The organism is Brevibacillus centrosporus, from assembly GCF_046622605.1.
Lineage (GTDB): Bacteria > Bacillota > Bacilli > Brevibacillales > Brevibacillaceae > Brevibacillus > Brevibacillus centrosporus.
Genome location: NZ_CP176856.1, coordinates 223,080 through 240,211, shown reverse-complemented (window position 1 = coordinate 240,211; position 17,132 = coordinate 223,080). Strand labels below are relative to the sequence as shown.

Genomic DNA, 17,132 nt, shown 5'->3' with positions numbered 1-17,132 from the left:
CTAACTAGTTCTTCTTGACTGCCGTGGATACCAATACGCAGCTGTTTTTCGGACCAGGCACGGAGCCTTTAACGAGAATCAGGTTACGCTCAGCATCTACTTTTACTACTTCCAGGTTTTGAATGGTTACGTTGTCGCCACCCATTTGACCTGGCAGTGTTTGACCTTTAAATACGCGGTTTGGAGCTACAGCACCCATAGAACCTGGGCCGCGATGGTAGCGCGAACCGTGAGCCATAGGACCGCGGGATTGATTGTGACGTTTGATCGCACCTTGGAAACCTTTACCCTTGGATACGCCAGCTACGTCAACGATTTCTCCCTCAGCAAAAATGTCAGCTTTCAACTCTTGACCAACCTCAAAGTCTGCGAGGTTAACTCCGCGAATTTCGCGAACGAAGCGCTTAGGAGCAGTGTTAGCTTTCGCTGCATGTCCTTTTTCCGGCTTGTTAGCGCGCTGCTCTTTTTTGTCTTCAAAGCCGATTTGAATTGCTTCATAACCGTCATTCTCCAGGTCTTTCTTTTGGAGAACTACGTTAGAACCAGCCTCGATGACCGTTACAGCAATCGCTGTTCCGTTCGGACCAAAAACTTGAGTCATGCCAAGTTTTTTCCCTAAGATTCCTTTGGTCATTAGTGCCACCTCCTGTGCTTATTTCAACAAAACGTTTTAATGTTGTATCAAGTCCCCACCGATGCGCAGGGGTGCCATTTCAGGGGTTTGATGCTTGGTATAACACGCTTAGCAAGACAACGCCTGCGCGTGTATCGCGTTTTGGGACCTTACAGCTTGATCTCGATATCCACGCCAGATGGCAGATCCAGACGCATCAAAGCATCTACTGTTTGTGGTGTAGGATTCAGAATGTCGATCAAACGCTTGTGAGTACGCATCTCGAATTGCTCGCGAGAATCTTTGTACTTATGAACCGCACGCAGGATAGTGTAAACAGCTTTCTCCGTAGGGAGTGGAATTGGACCGGATACATTTGCACCGGAACGCTTCGCAGTGTCTACGATTTTCTCTGCAGACTGATCCAGGATTTTGTGATCATACGCCTTCAAACGAATACGAATCTTTTGCTTTGCCATTTTAGTCCCTCCTTTTTCGCCCATTTTCTAAACAGACATTTCTCCGTGGAAATATCCTGCACCCCGGTCATGGCAAAGGGGCCGGGTGTGTCAGCAACCTCCCACATCATCGCAAGTCCATGACCAACATTCACTATTGTACTAAAAAGCATTGGGCAACGCAAGTTTTTTCTTAGGCTTCCGTACTTTTTTTGTACAAGCGAGCGAACCGCAATTGGCTCACTTTGACCATATTACAGATCTCGTCCAAAAAACGCAAGCGGGATTGGTTGCCAACTTTGCCCCTCTGCTATCTATAATAGAAGAAACACGTTATACTAGGGGTGGATTTTTCAATGCAAAGGAGGTTACGTGCCCGATGTCTACGGACAACCTTACCCCATATGAGCGCATTGGCGGTGCTGAGACTTTGGCTCGTCTTGTCGATATTTTTTATAACCATGTGAAACGTCACCCGGATCTAGCTCCTCTTTTTCCTGAGGATCTGACTCCCGTCAAAGAACGGCAGTATCAGTTTCTCACGCAGTTCTTAGGCGGGCCTACCCTTTACTCTGACATCCACGGCCATCCCATGCTGCGCGCTCGACATATGCGTTTTCCTATCGGTGCTGATCAAGCAGCAGCTTGGCTGCAATGCATGGAGAAGGCTATGGATCAGACAGGGATAGAAAGCGGCATTCGCCAACAGATTTTTGACAGACTTCGACTCACTGCCCACCATATGATTAACCAATGGGAGCAAAACGAAGAAGCGTAGGGGGTATCCCTACGCTTTTGTCGTTATATCGGACGGTACAACACCTGGGGCGGAATTCGGCTTTAGCTGACTCCGCGATCCCAGATAGACGCCACCTACAATCATTAGTAACGCCAGTAAATGAACCAGTAGCAGCTGCTCCCCTAAAAACAAAGCCGCGAACAACAAGCTAGCCAATGGCATTCCGTTCAAAAATACTGCCGTTCTGCTTGCACCGAGTTGACGAATCCCATAGTTCCATCCCACCGAACCAACAGCGGTGGAAAGAACAGCGGATGTCAGAATCACGAGCCATTGGAATGGCGTTACATCCAAACCTATATAATAAGAAGCCGGCTGCACCATTAAAGCGGCTATCCATAAAAACAGGACCCCGAACCACTGTGACAGTACCGTGATTAATAAGACCGGTACTCCTCGTAAGGAGAGCTTTCGAATTAGTAGTCCACCTGCCACATACATCAGCATGGAGAAAAACATAATGGCGTCTCCCCATCCATTCACATGAATGCCGCCATGCTGAGAAATGACTACGATTAATACTCCCGCAAAACCAATCGCAATTCCCCATGCTTTACGCCAGGACATTCCTTCCCCCAATAACACCATCGCAAGCAAAGCCGTTGCCAGAGGATTCAGTCCTAAAATCAGCGATGCATTTCCCGCAGATGTGTACTGTACTCCAGTTGCCAATGTAATTTGATGAAGAGCAATCGAGGTTGCTCCTACCCCTGCAGCTAACAGCCAATTGGCCCACCCAATTCGCAGGCTTTTTCGGTACTGAAGAAGAATCGGTGCTAAAAAGACCCCTGCAATGGTCATCCGGATCGCCGCTACATACATCGGCGGAAACATGGTTAGATACTTGACCATCACGACATTCAAGCCCCAGAGTGTCACTACCCCAGCCAGCATGACAAACAATAATCGCTCTTTGTTTTTCATCTCTCTTCCCCCATCCAAATCCTGATCGTATTGTAGCACATTCCCACAATCCCTCTGGCTGAATCATTTTGATGGGAGTCATGAAAAAATCCGATAAATGGAAGGTAACAAAAAGTAAAAAACCCGACAACACGAGGTTGTCGGGTTCTTCTTTCAATCAATTAAGCTTCGATGGAAGCTACAACGCCAGCGCCTACTGTACGGCCACCTTCGCGGATAGCGAAGCGAGTACCTTGTTCCATCGCTACTGGAGCGATCAGTTCAACAGTGAACTCAGTGTTGTCGCCAGGCATGATCATTTCAACGCCTTCTGGCAGTTGGATGATACCTGTTACGTCAGTTGTACGGAAGTAGAATTGTGGACGGTAGTTAGCAAAGAAAGGAGTGTGACGTCCGCCTTCTTCTTTGGACAGAACGTAAACTTCTGCTTTGAACTTGGTGTAAGGCTTAACGGAACCTGGTTTCGCCAAGCATTGTCCACGCTCGATGTCTTTACGGTCAACACCGCGCAGCAAAGCACCGATGTTGTCACCAGCTTGAGCGGAATCCAGCAATTTGCGGAACATCTCAACACCAGTTACAGTTGTGTTTTTAGTTTCTTCAGCCAAGCCGATGATTTCAACTTGGTCACCAACTTTAACTACACCGCGCTCTACGCGACCAGTAGCAACTGTACCACGACCAGTGATCGTGAACACGTCCTCTACAGGCATCAAGAAAGGCTTGTCAGTTGCACGCTCAGGAGTTGGGATGTAGCTGTCAACAGCGTCCATCAACTCAGCGATTTTCTTAGCCCAGTCACCAGTTGGGTTATCCAAAGCTTCTTTAGCAGAACCTTTGATTACTGGAGTGTCGTCACCTGGGAAGTCGTATTGGGACAGCAAGTCACGGATTTCCATTTCAACCAGTTCCAACAACTCTTCATCGTCTACCATGTCGCATTTGTTCATGAATACTACGATGTATGGTACACCTACTTGTTTGGACAACAGGATGTGTTCGCGAGTTTGTGGCATTGGGCCATCAGCTGCGGATACAACCAGGATTGCGCCGTCCATTTGAGCAGCACCAGTAATCATGTTTTTCACATAGTCCGCGTGACCAGGGCAGTCAACGTGTGCATAGTGACGGTTGTCAGTTTCATACTCAACGTGTGCAGTGTTGATTGTGATACCGCGCTCTTTTTCTTCTGGAGCAGCGTCAATTGCAGCATAGTTCATAGCTTGTGCTTTACCTTGTTGTGCCAATACAGTTGTAATAGCAGCAGTCAGGGTAGTTTTACCATGGTCAACGTGACCAATAGTACCGATGTTAACGTGTGGTTTATTCCGTTCAAATTTCGCTTTTGCCATGAGAGAAAAGCCTCCTTATATATAAGGGTATATGTGTTGAAGAAAGGTTTACCCTATCCGGGGTTGTCCCTTCAATATTGTAAACCTTTCCTGTTTCAAGATAAAGTCGAACCAGAAATTATTCGCCTTTGGATTTCTTAACGATTTCTTCAGCGATGAATTTCGGTACTTCTTCGTAGTGGTCGAGCACCATGGAGTAAACGCCACGGCCTTGGGTACGGGAACGAAGAATTGTGGAGTAACCAAACATCTCGGACAGTGGTACCATTGCACGGATAACTTGTGCGTTTGCACGAGCTTCCATACCTTCGATACGACCGCGGCGGGAGTTCAGGTCGCCCATTACGTCGCCCATGTACTCTTCTGGCATTGTAACTTCTACTTTCATGATTGGCTCGAGCAATACTGCGCCACATTTTTTCGCAGCTTCTTTCAGAGCGAGAGAACCTGCTACTTTAAATGCCATCTCGGAGGAGTCGACATCATGGTAGCTACCGTCTACGATAGTAGCTTTGATATCAACCAGCGGGAAGCCGGCGATAACACCATTTTTCATCGATTCTTCGATACCCGCTTGAACAGCAGGGATGTATTCACGCGGTACTACACCACCGACGATTTTGTTTTCGAATTGGAAGCCTTGACCTGGTTCGAGAGGAGCGAACTCCACCCAAACGTGACCGTATTGACCACGACCACCGGACTGACGAACGAATTTACCTTCCACTTTTGCTTCTTTGCGGAATGTCTCGCGGTAAGCAACTTGTGGTGCACCTACGTTCGACTCGACTTTAAATTCGCGTTTCAGACGGTCAACGATGATCTCCAGGTGAAGCTCACCCATACCGGAGATGATTGTTTGACCAGTCTCTTCGTCTGTGCGCGTACGGAACGTTGGATCCTCTTCAGCCAGCTTGGACAGGCCGATACCCATCTTGTCTTGGTCTGCTTTGGATTTTGGTTCAATCGCAACAGAGATAACAGGCTCTGGGAATTCCATGGACTCCAGGATTACAGGAGACTTTTCATCGCACAGAGTGTCACCAGTTGTGGTATCTTTCAAACCTACAGCTGCAGCAATGTCACCGGAGTAAACCGTTTGGATCTCTTCACGGTGGTTTGCGTGCATTTGCAGGATACGACCTACACGTTCACGTTTACCTTTAGTAGAGTTCAGAACGTAAGAACCGGAGTTCAGTACGCCAGAGTAAACGCGGAAGAAAGTCAGACGGCCTACGTACGGGTCAGTCATGATCTTGAAAGCAAGAGCAGAGAACGGACCGTTGTCGTCAGCAGGACGTTCAACTTCGTCTTCAGTGTCAGGCAGAGTACCTTTGATTGCTGGGATATCTACCGGAGATGGCAGATAAGTAACTACGTTGTCGAGCATAGGCTGAACACCTTTGTTACGGTAAGAAGAACCGCACATTACAGGAGTCAGTTTGCACTCAATTGTACCTTTACGCAGAGCAGCACGGATTTCGTCGTTGGTCAGCTCTTCGCCTTCCAAGTACTTCATCATGAGCTCTTCGTCTTGTTCTGCTGCTGCTTCAACCAATGCGAGACGAAGCTCATCACATCTTTCTTTCAGATCAGCAGGGATTTCTGTGGAATCAGAAGTTTTACCCAAGTCATCCGTGTACACGATTGCCTTCATTTCGATCAGGTCAACCATGCCTTTGAAATGGTCTTCTGCACCGATTGGATATTGAATAGCTACTGGATTTGCACCCAGGCGAGTTTTGATCTGGCCCAGGGTCATTTCGAAGTTAGCACCCAGAATATCCATTTTGTTGATGTAGCACATACGCGGTACGCCATAGCGGTCAGCTTGGCGCCATACAGTTTCGGTTTGCGGCTCAACGCCACCTTTTGCGTCAAAAACGGTAACAGCACCGTCAAGAACGCGCAGGGAGCGCTCAACTTCTACAGTGAAGTCTACGTGGCCTGGTGTGTCGATAATGTTGATTCGATGACCATTCCATTGAGCAGTAGTAGCAGCCGAAGTGATGGTGATACCGCGCTCTTGCTCTTGTTCCATCCAGTCCATGGTAGCTGCACCTTCGTGCACCTCACCAATCTTATGAACGCGACCAGTGTAGAACAGAATACGCTCAGTCGTTGTCGTTTTACCAGCATCGATGTGAGCCATGATACCGATATTACGCGTATTCGGCAAAGAGAACTCGCGAGCCATTCAGGTATGCTCCTTCCATACTCGTGTTTTTGAATAAACGGGTATCCAAGACGGACACCCGATTCAATTTCCTACCAGCGATAGTGAGCAAACGCTTTGTTCGCTTCAGCCATCTTGTGCGTGTCTTCACGCTTTTTCACTGCTGCACCGGTGTTGTTAGCAGCATCCATGATCTCGTTAGCCAGGCGTTGTTCCATGGTTTTCTCACCGCGGTTACGGGAGTAGTTAACCATCCAACGCAGACCAAGAGTGGTGCGGCGCTCCGGTTTTACTTCGATTGGTACTTGGTAGTTAGCACCACCTACACGGCGAGCTTTTACTTCCAGTACTGGCATTACGTTTTTCAGTGCTTCTTCGAAAACTTCCATCGGGTTGCGACCTGTGCGCTCCTGGATGATGTCAAATGCGTTGTAGAGAATGTTCTGAGCTACACCGCGCTTACCATCCAACATCAGACGGTTAATCAAACGAGTAACCAACTTGCTGTTGTGAATAGGGTCAGGCAGCACGTCACGACGGGTTACAGGACCTTTACGAGGCATCGTATTCCCTCCTTCTTTTCGTTATCAATTCACGCCAACTCACGGGCGTTTTCTTATTTCTTTTTCGCTGCTGCAGCTGCTTGACCTGGTTTTGGACGTTTAGTACCGTACTTGGAACGACCTTGTTTACGGTTGTTCACACCAGCAGTGTCAAGAGCACCACGAACGATATGGTAGCGTACCCCTGGCAAGTCTTTTACACGACCGCCGCGCACAAGCACGACGCTATGCTCTTGCAGGTTGTGGCCAATACCACCGATGTAAGCTGTTACCTCGATACCGTTAGTCAAACGCACACGAGCGTATTTACGCAACGCGGAGTTTGGTTTTTTCGGAGTCATGGTACCTACACGGGTGCAAACACCACGTTTTTGAGGAGAGCTTTGGTTGGTTTGGGATTTCTTGAAGCTGTTGTACCCTTTTTGAAGAGCTGGGGACTTCGACTTCACAACCTTATCCTCGCGACCTTTACGTACCAATTGGTTAATTGTAGGCATGATGTTACCTCCCTTCTTAATACCCAATCTCAAGACCACAGATCCAGGTGAGTCATTTTGGGTCAAATAGAAAGTCCTTGTCCAAACCTACGCAACGTGTAAACACGGACAAAAACATCGTCAACCACTCTTTTTAATCGCAGCCGTAGCTGCTCCCACTTCGATTCCGCACGCTTTGCCTAATCGACGCATGGAATCTACATGAATGACTGGAACACCCTTCTCTTTGCAAAGGAGCTCGACTTTTTGGGTCAAACGCTTATCAGCATCAATGGCGATGTAAACCGCTTCTACCTGTTGGTGTTCTACAGCTTTAATCGTTTGCTTGATACCGATCGTTAACTCCTTGGCCCGCTCTACTTTTTCATAAGACATGATTTTCATATCCTCCAAAGTACAGATGTCAGGCACACTTGAATATAATATCAGGTGGGCTTTTGGATGTCAACTGCCCGACTACTTTTATTTGCGATAGCAAGATTTGGAAAGCGCCCACGTAGCAGCATGGGCGCTTTGCCATGATTACTCTACAGAAACTGCTTCTTGCTGCGCGTTCAGCGCCTCAAGCTCTGCTTCGTAATCTACTTGACTTGCTACTTTGATATTGCGGTAGCGAGACATACCTGTACCAGCTGGTACCAGTTTCCCAATAATTACGTTCTCTTTCAGACCCAGCAAGCGGTCAACTTTTCCTTTGATCGCTGCATCGGTAAGAACACGAGTCGTTTCTTGGAAAGAAGCTGCCGACAGGAAGGAGTCGGTTTCCAGGGACGCTTTGGTAATCCCCAACAGAACCGGACGACCTACTGCTGGATTTCTTCCTTCGATCAATACTTTTGCGTTCGCTTGCTCAAACTCAGGTACTTCTACATAAGAGCCTGGCAAGAGGTCCGTATCGCCACTGTCGATGACACGCAGTTTGCGGAGCATCTGACGAATCATAACCTCAACGTGCTTGTCGTTAATTTCTACCCCTTGCATACGGTATACCTTTTGTACCTCTTGCAAGATGTAGTTGGAAACGCCGCGCATGCCGCGAACTTTCAGCATTTCTTTCGGGTCAACAGAACCTTCAGTGAGCTCATCCCCAGCATTCAGTTTCGCACCAACACTTACCTTGATACGGGAACCGTACGGAGCTGCGTACACTTTATTTTCTGCGTCCCCACGAACTTCGATTTCTCGACGATCTTTACCTTCGCGAATATCGACCACTTCCCCGTCGATTTCGGAGATAACTGCTTGCCCTTTCGGATTACGCGCTTCGAAAAGCTCTTGAATACGCGGCAAACCTTGGGTGATGTCGTCTCCCGCAACCCCACCGGTATGGAAGGTACGCATAGTCAGCTGGGTACCCGGCTCACCAATGGATTGAGCCGCGATAATACCAACCGCTTCCCCAACTTCCACTTCGGCTCCTGTTGCCAGGTTGCGTCCGTAACACAATTTGCAGACACCATGGCTGGTACGGCAAGCAAGTACGTTACGGATATATACTTCTGTAATGCCTTCATTCTCGATATACTCGGCTACCTCTTCGGAAATCTCCTCGTTGCGGCCGATAATCACTTCTTTTGTTACAGGATGACGCAGTGTCTCAAAGCATGTACGTCCGATGAGACGGTCAGACAGCTTCTCGATTTCTTCTTTACCATCCTTGATCGCTGTAACGCGAATACCTTTATCCGTTCCGCAATCTCTTTCGCGGACGATCACGTCTTGGGCAACGTCTACGAGACGACGAGTCAGATAACCCGAGTCCGCAGTACGCAGTGCCGTATCGGCGAGACCTTTCCGCGCACCGTGCGTGGAGATAAAGTACTCCAATACGGTCAGACCTTCACGGAAGTTCGATTTAATCGGCAACTCGATGATTCGACCGGATGGGTTTGCCATCAGACCGCGCATACCAGCCAGCTGAGTGATCTGGGATACGTTACCACGGGCACCGGAGTTCGCCATCATAAAGATCGCGTTGAACTTATCCATCGATTTCATCAACACTTCAGTTACCTCGTCCTTGGCTTTGGACCAGATGGAGATAACGCGGTCATAGCGCTCGTCTTCGGTGATCAAACCGCGACGGAACTGCGTCATGACAGTCGCAACTTTTGCATCGGCTTCATCGAGGATGTCTTTCTTCTTACCTGGTACGGCAATGTCCGCGACCGCAATCGTGATACCGGCTTTCGTGGAGTACGTAAAGCCCAGCTCTTTGATTTTATCGAGGATCATCGAGGATTTCATCGTACCGAAGCGACGGAAGCACTCAGAAATGATGGTACCCAAGAATCCTTTTTTCACAGCACCCGGATCTGGAAGAGCTTTGATAAACTCTTTCACATTCGTACCTTTTTCGAAAATAAAGTACTCATCCGGAACCATGTTTTGCAGGTTAGATTTTGTAGGAGCATTAATGAACGGCAGCTCTGGAGGGAAGATTTCGTTGAAGATCACTTTCCCTACAGTCGTTACGAGAAGCGCGTTCTGCTGGCGTTCAGTAAAGCTCGTTTTCTTCAGGCTTTTCGCAGGGATCGCAATACGTGTCTGCAGGCTTACGAAGCCTTGTTGATACGCAGCAATAGCATCGTGCGGATCACGATAGATCGTACCTTCACCGCGATCGCCTTCCCTCTCCAACGTCAAGTAGTAGGAACCAAGCACCATGTCCTGGGATGGCGTTACTACTGGTTTGCCGTCTTTCGGGTTCAAGATATTTTGCGCTGCCAGCATGAGGATACGCGCTTCTGCTTGCGCCTCTGCGGACAACGGAACGTGAACAGCCATTTGGTCACCGTCGAAGTCCGCGTTGTATGCAGTACATACGAGCGGATGCAGACGAATTGCGCGACCTTCAACCAATACTGGTTCGAACGCCTGGATACCCAGACGGTGCAAGGTGGGGGCGCGGTTCAACAGAACAGGATGCTCGCGAATCACGTCTTCGAGAACGTCCCATACTTCTGGCTGAACGCGTTCTACCTTGCGCTTGGCGCTCTTGATGTTGTGAGCGAGGCCTTTTGCCACCAGCTCTTTCATCACGAACGGTTTGAAGAGCTCGAGTGCCATTTCTTTTGGCAAACCGCACTGATACATCTTCAGGTTTGGTCCTACTACGATAACGGAACGACCAGAGTAGTCAACACGTTTACCGAGCAGGTTTTGACGGAAACGTCCTTGCTTCCCTTTCAGCATGTGGCTGAGGGATTTCAATGGACGGTTACCCGGTCCTGTTACTGGACGACCGCGACGGCCGTTATCGATAAGCGCGTCTACTGCTTCTTGCAGCATCCGTTTTTCGTTTTGAACGATGATGTCAGGAGCACCCAGCTCAAGCAGACGCTTCAGACGGTTGTTCCGGTTGATCACACGACGGTACAGATCATTCAGGTCGGAGGTAGCGAAACGGCCACCATCCAATTGAACCATCGGACGAAGCTCTGGCGGGATCACTGGGAGTACATCCAACACCATCCAATCCGGGTGGTTACCGGAGTTGCGGAAAGCCTCGAGTACTTCCAGACGTTTGATCGCACGGTTGCGGCGTTGTCCTTGTGCCGTTTTCAGATCTTCTTTCAACGTTTCCACATCTTTATCCAAATCGATTTCTGCAAGCAGACGCTTGATCGCTTCTGCACCCATCATCGCTTGGAAGGAGTGGCCGTATTTCTCACGATAGTTGCGGTACTCTTTTTCGGAGAGCAGCTGCTTTTTATCGAGAGGGGTGTCACCTGGATCCGTTACTACATAAGAAGCAAAGTAGATGACTTCTTCCAGGGAACGAGGAGACATGTCGAGAACCAGACCCATACGGCTTGGAATCCCTTTGAAATACCAGATGTGAGAAACTGGGGCAGCCAGCTCAATGTGCCCCATGCGCTCACGACGTACTTTGGCGCGAGTCACTTCCACGCCGCAACGATCGCACACGACCCCTTTATAACGAACGCGCTTGTACTTACCGCAATGACATTCCCAGTCTTTGGTTGGTCCAAAGATGCGTTCGCAGAACAAGCCGTCTTTTTCCGGTTTCAGCGTACGGTAGTTGATCGTCTCCGGCTTTTTGACTTCCCCGAAAGACCACGAACGGATCTTATCGGGGGAAGCCAAGCCGATCTTCATATATTCGAAGTTGTTCACGTCTATCACAGGGCGTTACCTCCCTTTGTACCGGAATCTTACTCGTCGTCGTTCAAGCTTCCGCCTTCGAGTACGAGGTTCAGTTTTTCACCGCTGCCCTCATCCTCGTCTTCCATTTCACGCATTTCGATCTCTTGCTCGTCACCGGACAGGATCTTCACGTCCATACCCAAGCTTTGCAGTTCCTTGATCAATACTTTGAAGGACTCAGGAACTCCTGGCTCTGGAACGTTTTCCCCTTTCACGATCGCTTCGTACGTTTTCACGCGGCCCACGACGTCATCGGACTTGACAGTAAGGATCTCTTGCAAGGTGTAGGCAGCACCGTATGCTTCCAGTGCCCAAACCTCCATCTCCCCAAAACGCTGTCCACCAAATTGAGCTTTACCACCCAATGGCTGCTGCGTAACGAGCGAGTATGGTCCCGTAGAACGGGCGTGGATTTTGTCATCCACCAAGTGAGCCAGTTTCAGCATGTATACGCAACCGACTGTTACACGACGATCGAACGGTTCACCTGTACGACCATCGTACAAAATGGTTTTACCGTCGCGGTCCAAACCGGCTTCTTCCAATGTCTCGAACACTTCCGCCTGACGTGCACCGTCAAATACCGGTGTCGCCACGTGGATACCGAGAAGCTTGGCTGCCATACCGAGGTGAGTCTCAAGAACCTGACCGATGTTCATCCGAGAAGGTACGCCCAATGGGTTGAGTACGATCTCTACTGGAGAACCATCTGGCAAGAATGGCATGTCTTCTTCAGGCATGATACGGGCGATAACCCCTTTGTTACCGTGGCGTCCCGCCATTTTGTCACCCACGGAAATTTTCCGTTTTTGGGCGATGTAGACGCGTACCAGTTGGTTTACGCCAGGAGGCAGCTCGTCGCCGTTCTCGCGGGTAAATACTTTTACGTCTACGATGATACCGGAACCACCATGCGGCACGCGCAGGGAAGTATCGCGGACTTCACGTGCTTTTTCACCAAAGATCGCGTGCAGGAGTCGCTCTTCTGCTGTCAGCTCAGTAACCCCTTTAGGAGTAACCTTACCTACCAGAATGTCGCCGTCCTGAATTTCCGCACCGACGCGGATAATACCGCGTTCGTCCAGGTTTTTCAGCGCGTCTTCCCCTACGTTCGGGATGTCGCGAGTGATTTCTTCCGGACCGAGCTTGGTGTCGCGAGCTTCGGATTCGTATTCTTCGATATGGATAGACGTATAAACGTCGTCTTTTACCAGTTTCTCAGAAAGAAGAATCGCATCTTCGTAGTTGTACCCTTCCCATGTCATAAACGCGACAATCACGTTACGACCGAGAGCCAATTCACCTTTTTCGGTGGATGGACCGTCACCAATGATATCGCCTTTTTCAATCCAGTCGCCGCGGTTTACAATCGGGCGTTGGTTGATGCACGTACCTTGGTTGGAGCGGATAAATTTATGCATTTTATATTTGTCGACATCGCCAGCAACCTTCTTGCCGTCGATTTCCTTGTAACGACGAATCCAGATCTCGCGGGCAGTCACGCGTTCCACTTGACCCGGATGCTTGGCTACGATCGCTACCCCGGAATCCTGTGCTGCTTTATGCTCCATACCCGTACCGACGAACGGTGCTTGTGGAATCAAAAGCGGAACGGCCTGCCGCTGCATGTTGGAACCCATCAGTGCGCGGTTGGCGTCATCGTTTTCCAGGAACGGAATCAAAGCGGTCGCTACAGACACAACCTGCTTAGGCGATACGTCCATGAAGTCAACTTTGTCACGTGGTACGCTCAGAATCTCGCCCTTACGTCGACAAATAACCATGTCATTTACAAAGCGCCCCACTTCATCGAGTGGTTGGTTCGCCTGAGCCACGTTGAACACGTCTTCTTCATCGGCTGTCAGGTAGCTGATATCGGTTAAAACGTAACCAGTCTCAGGGTCTACCTTGCGACGAGGTGTTTCGATAAAGCCGTAGTCGTTGATGCGCGCAAAGGACGACAGGGAGTTGATCAAACCAATGTTTGGACCCTCTGGCGTTTCAATTGGACACATACGACCGTAGTGGGAATGGTGAACGTCGCGCACTTCAAAGCCCGCGCGCTCGCGAGTCAAACCACCTGGTCCGAGTGCAGAGAGACGGCGTTTGTGCGTCAGCTCAGCAAGCGGGTTGGTTTGGTCCATGAACTGAGACAGCTGCGAGCTACCGAAGAACTCCTTCAGTGATGCGATCACTGGACGGATGTTGATCAGAGCTTGCGGCGTGATCTGGTTCTGGTCCTGGATGGACATGCGCTCACGTACTACGCGCTCCATACGGGAAAGCCCGATACGGAACTGGTTCTGCAAGAGCTCACCCACGGAACGCAGACGACGGTTACCCAAGTGGTCAATATCGTCTGTCGAACCTACGCCGTGCAGCAGGTTCATGAAGTAGTTGATCGCTGCTACGATATCAGAAGGCGTAATGTGTTTGAACGATTTATCTACATTTCCGTTTCCGATTACCTTGATGATCTTGCCATCTTCAATCGGAGAGAAAATATTAATGGATTGCAGATGAATCGCTTCATCTTCCAGAACACCGCCATGTGTACGAACATCAATGAAGTTGATGCTCTCTTCCAGACCTGGCAGGATACGATCCAGGATACGACGGTCGATCATTTGGCCGGCTTCGGCAAAAATCTCACCCGTACTGGTATCTACCAACGTTTCCGCCAGACGCTGATTGTACAGACGGTTTTTCAGATGAAGCTTTTTGTTCATTTTGTAACGACCAACAGAAGCGAGGTCATAACGCTTTGGATCGAAGAAGCGAGAGATCAACAGGCTCTTCGCGTTCTCGACTGTTGGCGGCTCACCTGGACGAAGGCGCTCATAGATTTCGATCAGCGCTTTCTCGGTAGAGTCCGTATTGTCTTTTTCCAGCGTGTTCTTGATGTACTCGTCTTCACCCAGCAAGTTGAGGATCTCGATGTCAGAACCAAAGCCCAGCGCACGCAAAAGGACCGTTACCGGGATTTTTCGCGTACGGTCGATGCGGACATAAATGACGTCTTTCGCATCGGTCTCCAACTCCAGCCATGCACCCCGGTTCGGGATTACAGTTGCTGTAAACGTCTGCTTGCCGTTTTTGTCCACTTTGGTGTTGTAATATACACTGGGGGAACGAACAAGCTGGCTGACAATGACACGCTCAGCCCCGTTAATAATGAAGGTTCCCGTTTCGGTCATGAGCGGGAAATCCCCCATGAAGACTTCTTGTTCCTTCACTTCTCCCGTCTCTTTGTTCAACAAACGTACCTTCACACGCAGAGGCGCCGCATAGGTGACGTCACGTTCTTTCGACTCGTCAACATCGTACTTCGGCTCTCCCAAGCTGTAGTCGATAAACTCCAGCACGAGATTGCCAGTGAAGTCCTGGATTGGCGAAATGTCTTGGAACATCTCACGCAGACCCTCATCAAGGAACCATTGGTAGGACTTTTGCTGAATCTCGATGAGATTTGGAAGGCCCAGCACTTCGTTAATACGTGAATACGTACGACGCTGGCGGTGTCGGCCACTTTGAATCACTTTACCTGCCAACTTATTCACCCCTCAGGTTGTGTTTTCACACATAGAAACTTGGCATTCAATCAGCTTAAATCGCAGACGAATGCCTCAAATAGAAAAATGGGTTAAACCAGTAAGACCATTTTTAACCCAGAGAAACTCTATTTTAAAAGAATTCCCATGTTTTTACTCGAACATTCCTCCCAAAGGAAAAAAGAAGAAAATGCTTGACAGACAGGGAATTACTGAAAAATAGACATTTATCCCATATTGACATTTTATAATGCTACCACAATGAAATATACGCGTCAAGAAAACTTTTCTAAGAACTGAATCTTGACTATTTCACTGCCCGAAAAATGGAGTAGCCTTTGGAACGGTCTACTTCTTCTACTTCCCGATACGTTTCTTGCAGTTTCTTTAATGCTGACGGGGCACCCTGCTTTTTCTGGATGACCACCCACATCTCTCCGCCTTCAGCAAGCAGCTCGTATCCTTCGGTAAAGATCCGATGCACGATCTCCTTACCTGCGCGAATCGGGGGGTTGGTCAAGATGACATCAAACGTTTCGCCTTGTACCTCGCTGTAAACATCACTTACGCGGATATCGACATTTTTGATGCCGTTGCCTTCTGCATTTCGCCGAGCCAAATGAACGGCACGCTCATTTACATCAATCATGGTCACTTTGCCTTGCGCAGCGAGTTTTGCAGCAGTCAAGCCGATGGGCCCATAACCACAACCCACATCGAGCACGCGCGCATGGGGAGCCACTTTCATATTTTCAATGAGCAGGACACTCCCGAAGTCAATCCGATCTCGGGAAAAGACACCCGCATCCGTATAAAAGCGAAGCTCATACCCTCGTAGTAGAAAAGAAAATTGCTGTTCGTCATGCGCAGCACCTGGTCGACTGGTGTAGTAGTGATCTGACACTTGTGTGATCCACCTTTCTTCATCCATACAAAAGCAAATGGTGCCGGACAGGAATACAGGATTCCTATCTGTACAGAAAATCCCCCTGCCGCAGGCAAGGGGATTTCCATTGGGAAGCTAACTTACTTTACTTCTACTTGTGCGCCAGCTTCTTCGAGTTTCGCTTTGAGAGCTTCTGCTTCGTCTTTGGAAACGCCCTCTTTGAGTGTTTTTGGAGCGTTGTCTACCAGGTCTTTTGCTTCTTTCAGACCCAGACCAGTCAGCTCACGAACAACTTTGATTACGTTGATTTTGGAAGCGCCGCCGCTTACCAGGTTTACAGTGAATTCAGTTTGCTCAGCAGCAGCTTCAGCAGCGCCACCAGCAACTACAGCTACAGGAGCTGCAGCAGTAACACCGAATTCGTCTTCAATTGCTTTTACCAGATCGTTCAGTTCGAGAACGGACATGCCTTTGATGGCTTCCAAGATTTGCTCTTTAGACATTTTGAAATCCTCCCATTCAAGGAAAAGTTTTTAGTTGTTACTAGCCGATCAGACGATTACGCGCCTTGACCTTCTTTTTGTTCTGCCACTGCTTTGACTGCCAGTGCAACGTTGCGCATTGGAGCTTGCAGGACGGAGAGAAGCATGGAAAGGAGACCTTCGCGGGATGGTAGGGAAGCCAGTGCTTTGATTTGTTCAGCACCAACAACTTTACCTTCGATTACGCCACCTTTGATTTCCAGCTTGTCGTTTTTCTTCGCGAATTCAGCAATGATCTTCGCTGGAGCGATGATATCATCTTTGGAGAACGCCAAAGCGTTCGGGCCAGTCAGATATTGATCCAGTTCAGTCAGGCTTTCCTTCTCAGTAGCCAAGCGAGTCAGGGAGTTTTTCAACACCTGGAACTCAACACCTGCTTCACGCAATTGTTTGCGGAGCTCAGTAACTTGGGCTACAGTCAGACCGCGGTAGTCAGCCACTACTGTGGTTTGGCTATCACGCAATTTGCCAGCGATTTCGTTGATCGCTTGTACTTTCTCTTCACGAATAACGGTTGGACGAATTTCTGCCATTGTTTACACCTCCCGTGCTCTATCCTAGAAAATGAAGAATGCCCTCGCAGACATTCACGAGGGCATAA

At 49.0% G+C, this 17,132-nt stretch carries 14 protein-coding genes and 1 other annotated feature (1 of these 15 only partly in view); of the genes, 1 reads left to right on the top strand and 13 read right to left on the bottom strand.

The annotated features are described in order from the left end of the window. Positions 1 to 4: 4 nt before the first annotated feature. Together rplC and rpsJ are read right to left on the bottom strand one after the other, a co-directional pair. On the bottom strand, positions 5 to 634 hold the full coding sequence (gene rplC / locus ACLIN2_RS01340) for a 50S ribosomal protein L3 (protein ID WP_092276984.1): 630 nt from the start codon (positions 632 to 634) through the stop codon (positions 5 to 7). A gap of 149 nt (positions 635 to 783) precedes the next feature. Continuing rightward, positions 784 to 1,092 (bottom strand): 30S ribosomal protein S10, encoded by a 309-nt coding sequence (rpsJ, locus tag ACLIN2_RS01335; RefSeq protein ID WP_005828858.1) that lies wholly within the window; start codon positions 1,090 to 1,092, stop codon positions 784 to 786. Positions 1,093 to 1,450: 358 nt separating this feature from the next. Between rpsJ and ACLIN2_RS01330 the strand changes: the two genes are divergently transcribed. Next, positions 1,451 to 1,849, top strand: a complete 399-nt coding sequence (locus ACLIN2_RS01330) for a globin (protein WP_122961535.1) — start codon at positions 1,451 to 1,453, stop codon at positions 1,847 to 1,849. A gap of 9 nt (positions 1,850 to 1,858) precedes the next feature. Here the strand turns inward: ACLIN2_RS01330 and ACLIN2_RS01325 are convergent, their stop codons facing one another. The 11 genes from ACLIN2_RS01325 to rplJ form a co-directional block, all read right to left on the bottom strand. Beyond that, positions 1,859 to 2,794, bottom strand: coding sequence for a DMT family transporter (locus tag ACLIN2_RS01325; RefSeq protein ID WP_122926750.1), 936 nt, complete (start codon positions 2,792 to 2,794; stop codon positions 1,859 to 1,861). A 161-nt stretch (positions 2,795 to 2,955) separates the two neighbouring features. Next, complete coding sequence (gene tuf / locus ACLIN2_RS01320) at positions 2,956 to 4,146, bottom strand: elongation factor Tu (RefSeq protein ID WP_092276973.1); 1,191 nt, start codon at positions 4,144 to 4,146, stop codon at positions 2,956 to 2,958. 118 nt (positions 4,147 to 4,264) lie between these two features. Further along, positions 4,265 to 6,343 carry an elongation factor G gene (gene fusA / locus ACLIN2_RS01315; RefSeq protein WP_122926751.1) on the bottom strand — a complete coding sequence of 693 codons (2,079 nt, stop codon included), beginning with the start codon at positions 6,341 to 6,343 and terminating at the stop codon, positions 4,265 to 4,267. A gap of 71 nt (positions 6,344 to 6,414) precedes the next feature. Further along, positions 6,415 to 6,885, bottom strand: coding sequence for a 30S ribosomal protein S7 (gene rpsG / locus ACLIN2_RS01310; RefSeq protein WP_007716226.1), 471 nt, complete (start codon positions 6,883 to 6,885; stop codon positions 6,415 to 6,417). Positions 6,886 to 6,938: 53 nt separating this feature from the next. Next, on the bottom strand, positions 6,939 to 7,382 hold the full coding sequence (gene rpsL, locus ACLIN2_RS01305) for a 30S ribosomal protein S12 (protein WP_005828873.1): 444 nt from the start codon (positions 7,380 to 7,382) through the stop codon (positions 6,939 to 6,941). 120 nt (positions 7,383 to 7,502) lie between these two features. Beyond that, positions 7,503 to 7,757 (bottom strand): 50S ribosomal protein L7ae-like protein, encoded by a 255-nt coding sequence (locus tag ACLIN2_RS01300; protein WP_092276967.1) that lies wholly within the window; start codon positions 7,755 to 7,757, stop codon positions 7,503 to 7,505. A 147-nt stretch (positions 7,758 to 7,904) separates the two neighbouring features. Further along, a complete protein-coding gene (rpoC, locus tag ACLIN2_RS01295; RefSeq protein ID WP_411503049.1) occupies positions 7,905 to 11,531 on the bottom strand; it encodes a DNA-directed RNA polymerase subunit beta' in 3,627 nt (1,208 codons plus the stop codon). Positions 11,532 to 11,560: 29 nt separating this feature from the next. After that, complete coding sequence (gene rpoB, locus ACLIN2_RS01290) at positions 11,561 to 15,103, bottom strand: DNA-directed RNA polymerase subunit beta (protein ID WP_411503048.1); 3,543 nt, start codon at positions 15,101 to 15,103, stop codon at positions 11,561 to 11,563. 307 nt (positions 15,104 to 15,410) lie between these two features. Continuing rightward, on the bottom strand, positions 15,411 to 16,007 hold the full coding sequence (locus ACLIN2_RS01285; RefSeq protein WP_092276958.1) for a class I SAM-dependent methyltransferase: 597 nt from the start codon (positions 16,005 to 16,007) through the stop codon (positions 15,411 to 15,413). A gap of 122 nt (positions 16,008 to 16,129) precedes the next feature. Next, entirely contained in the window at positions 16,130 to 16,492 is a 363-nt protein-coding gene (gene rplL / locus ACLIN2_RS01280) for a 50S ribosomal protein L7/L12 (RefSeq protein ID WP_092276955.1), read from the bottom strand. Positions 16,493 to 16,548: 56 nt separating this feature from the next. Further along, positions 16,549 to 17,064 carry a 50S ribosomal protein L10 gene (gene rplJ, locus ACLIN2_RS01275; RefSeq protein WP_122926754.1) on the bottom strand — a complete coding sequence of 172 codons (516 nt, stop codon included), beginning with the start codon at positions 17,062 to 17,064 and terminating at the stop codon, positions 16,549 to 16,551. Between the two features lie 25 nt (positions 17,065 to 17,089). Continuing rightward, positions 17,090 to 17,132 (bottom strand) — a sequence feature (ribosomal protein L10 leader region) (it continues 121 nt past the right edge of the window).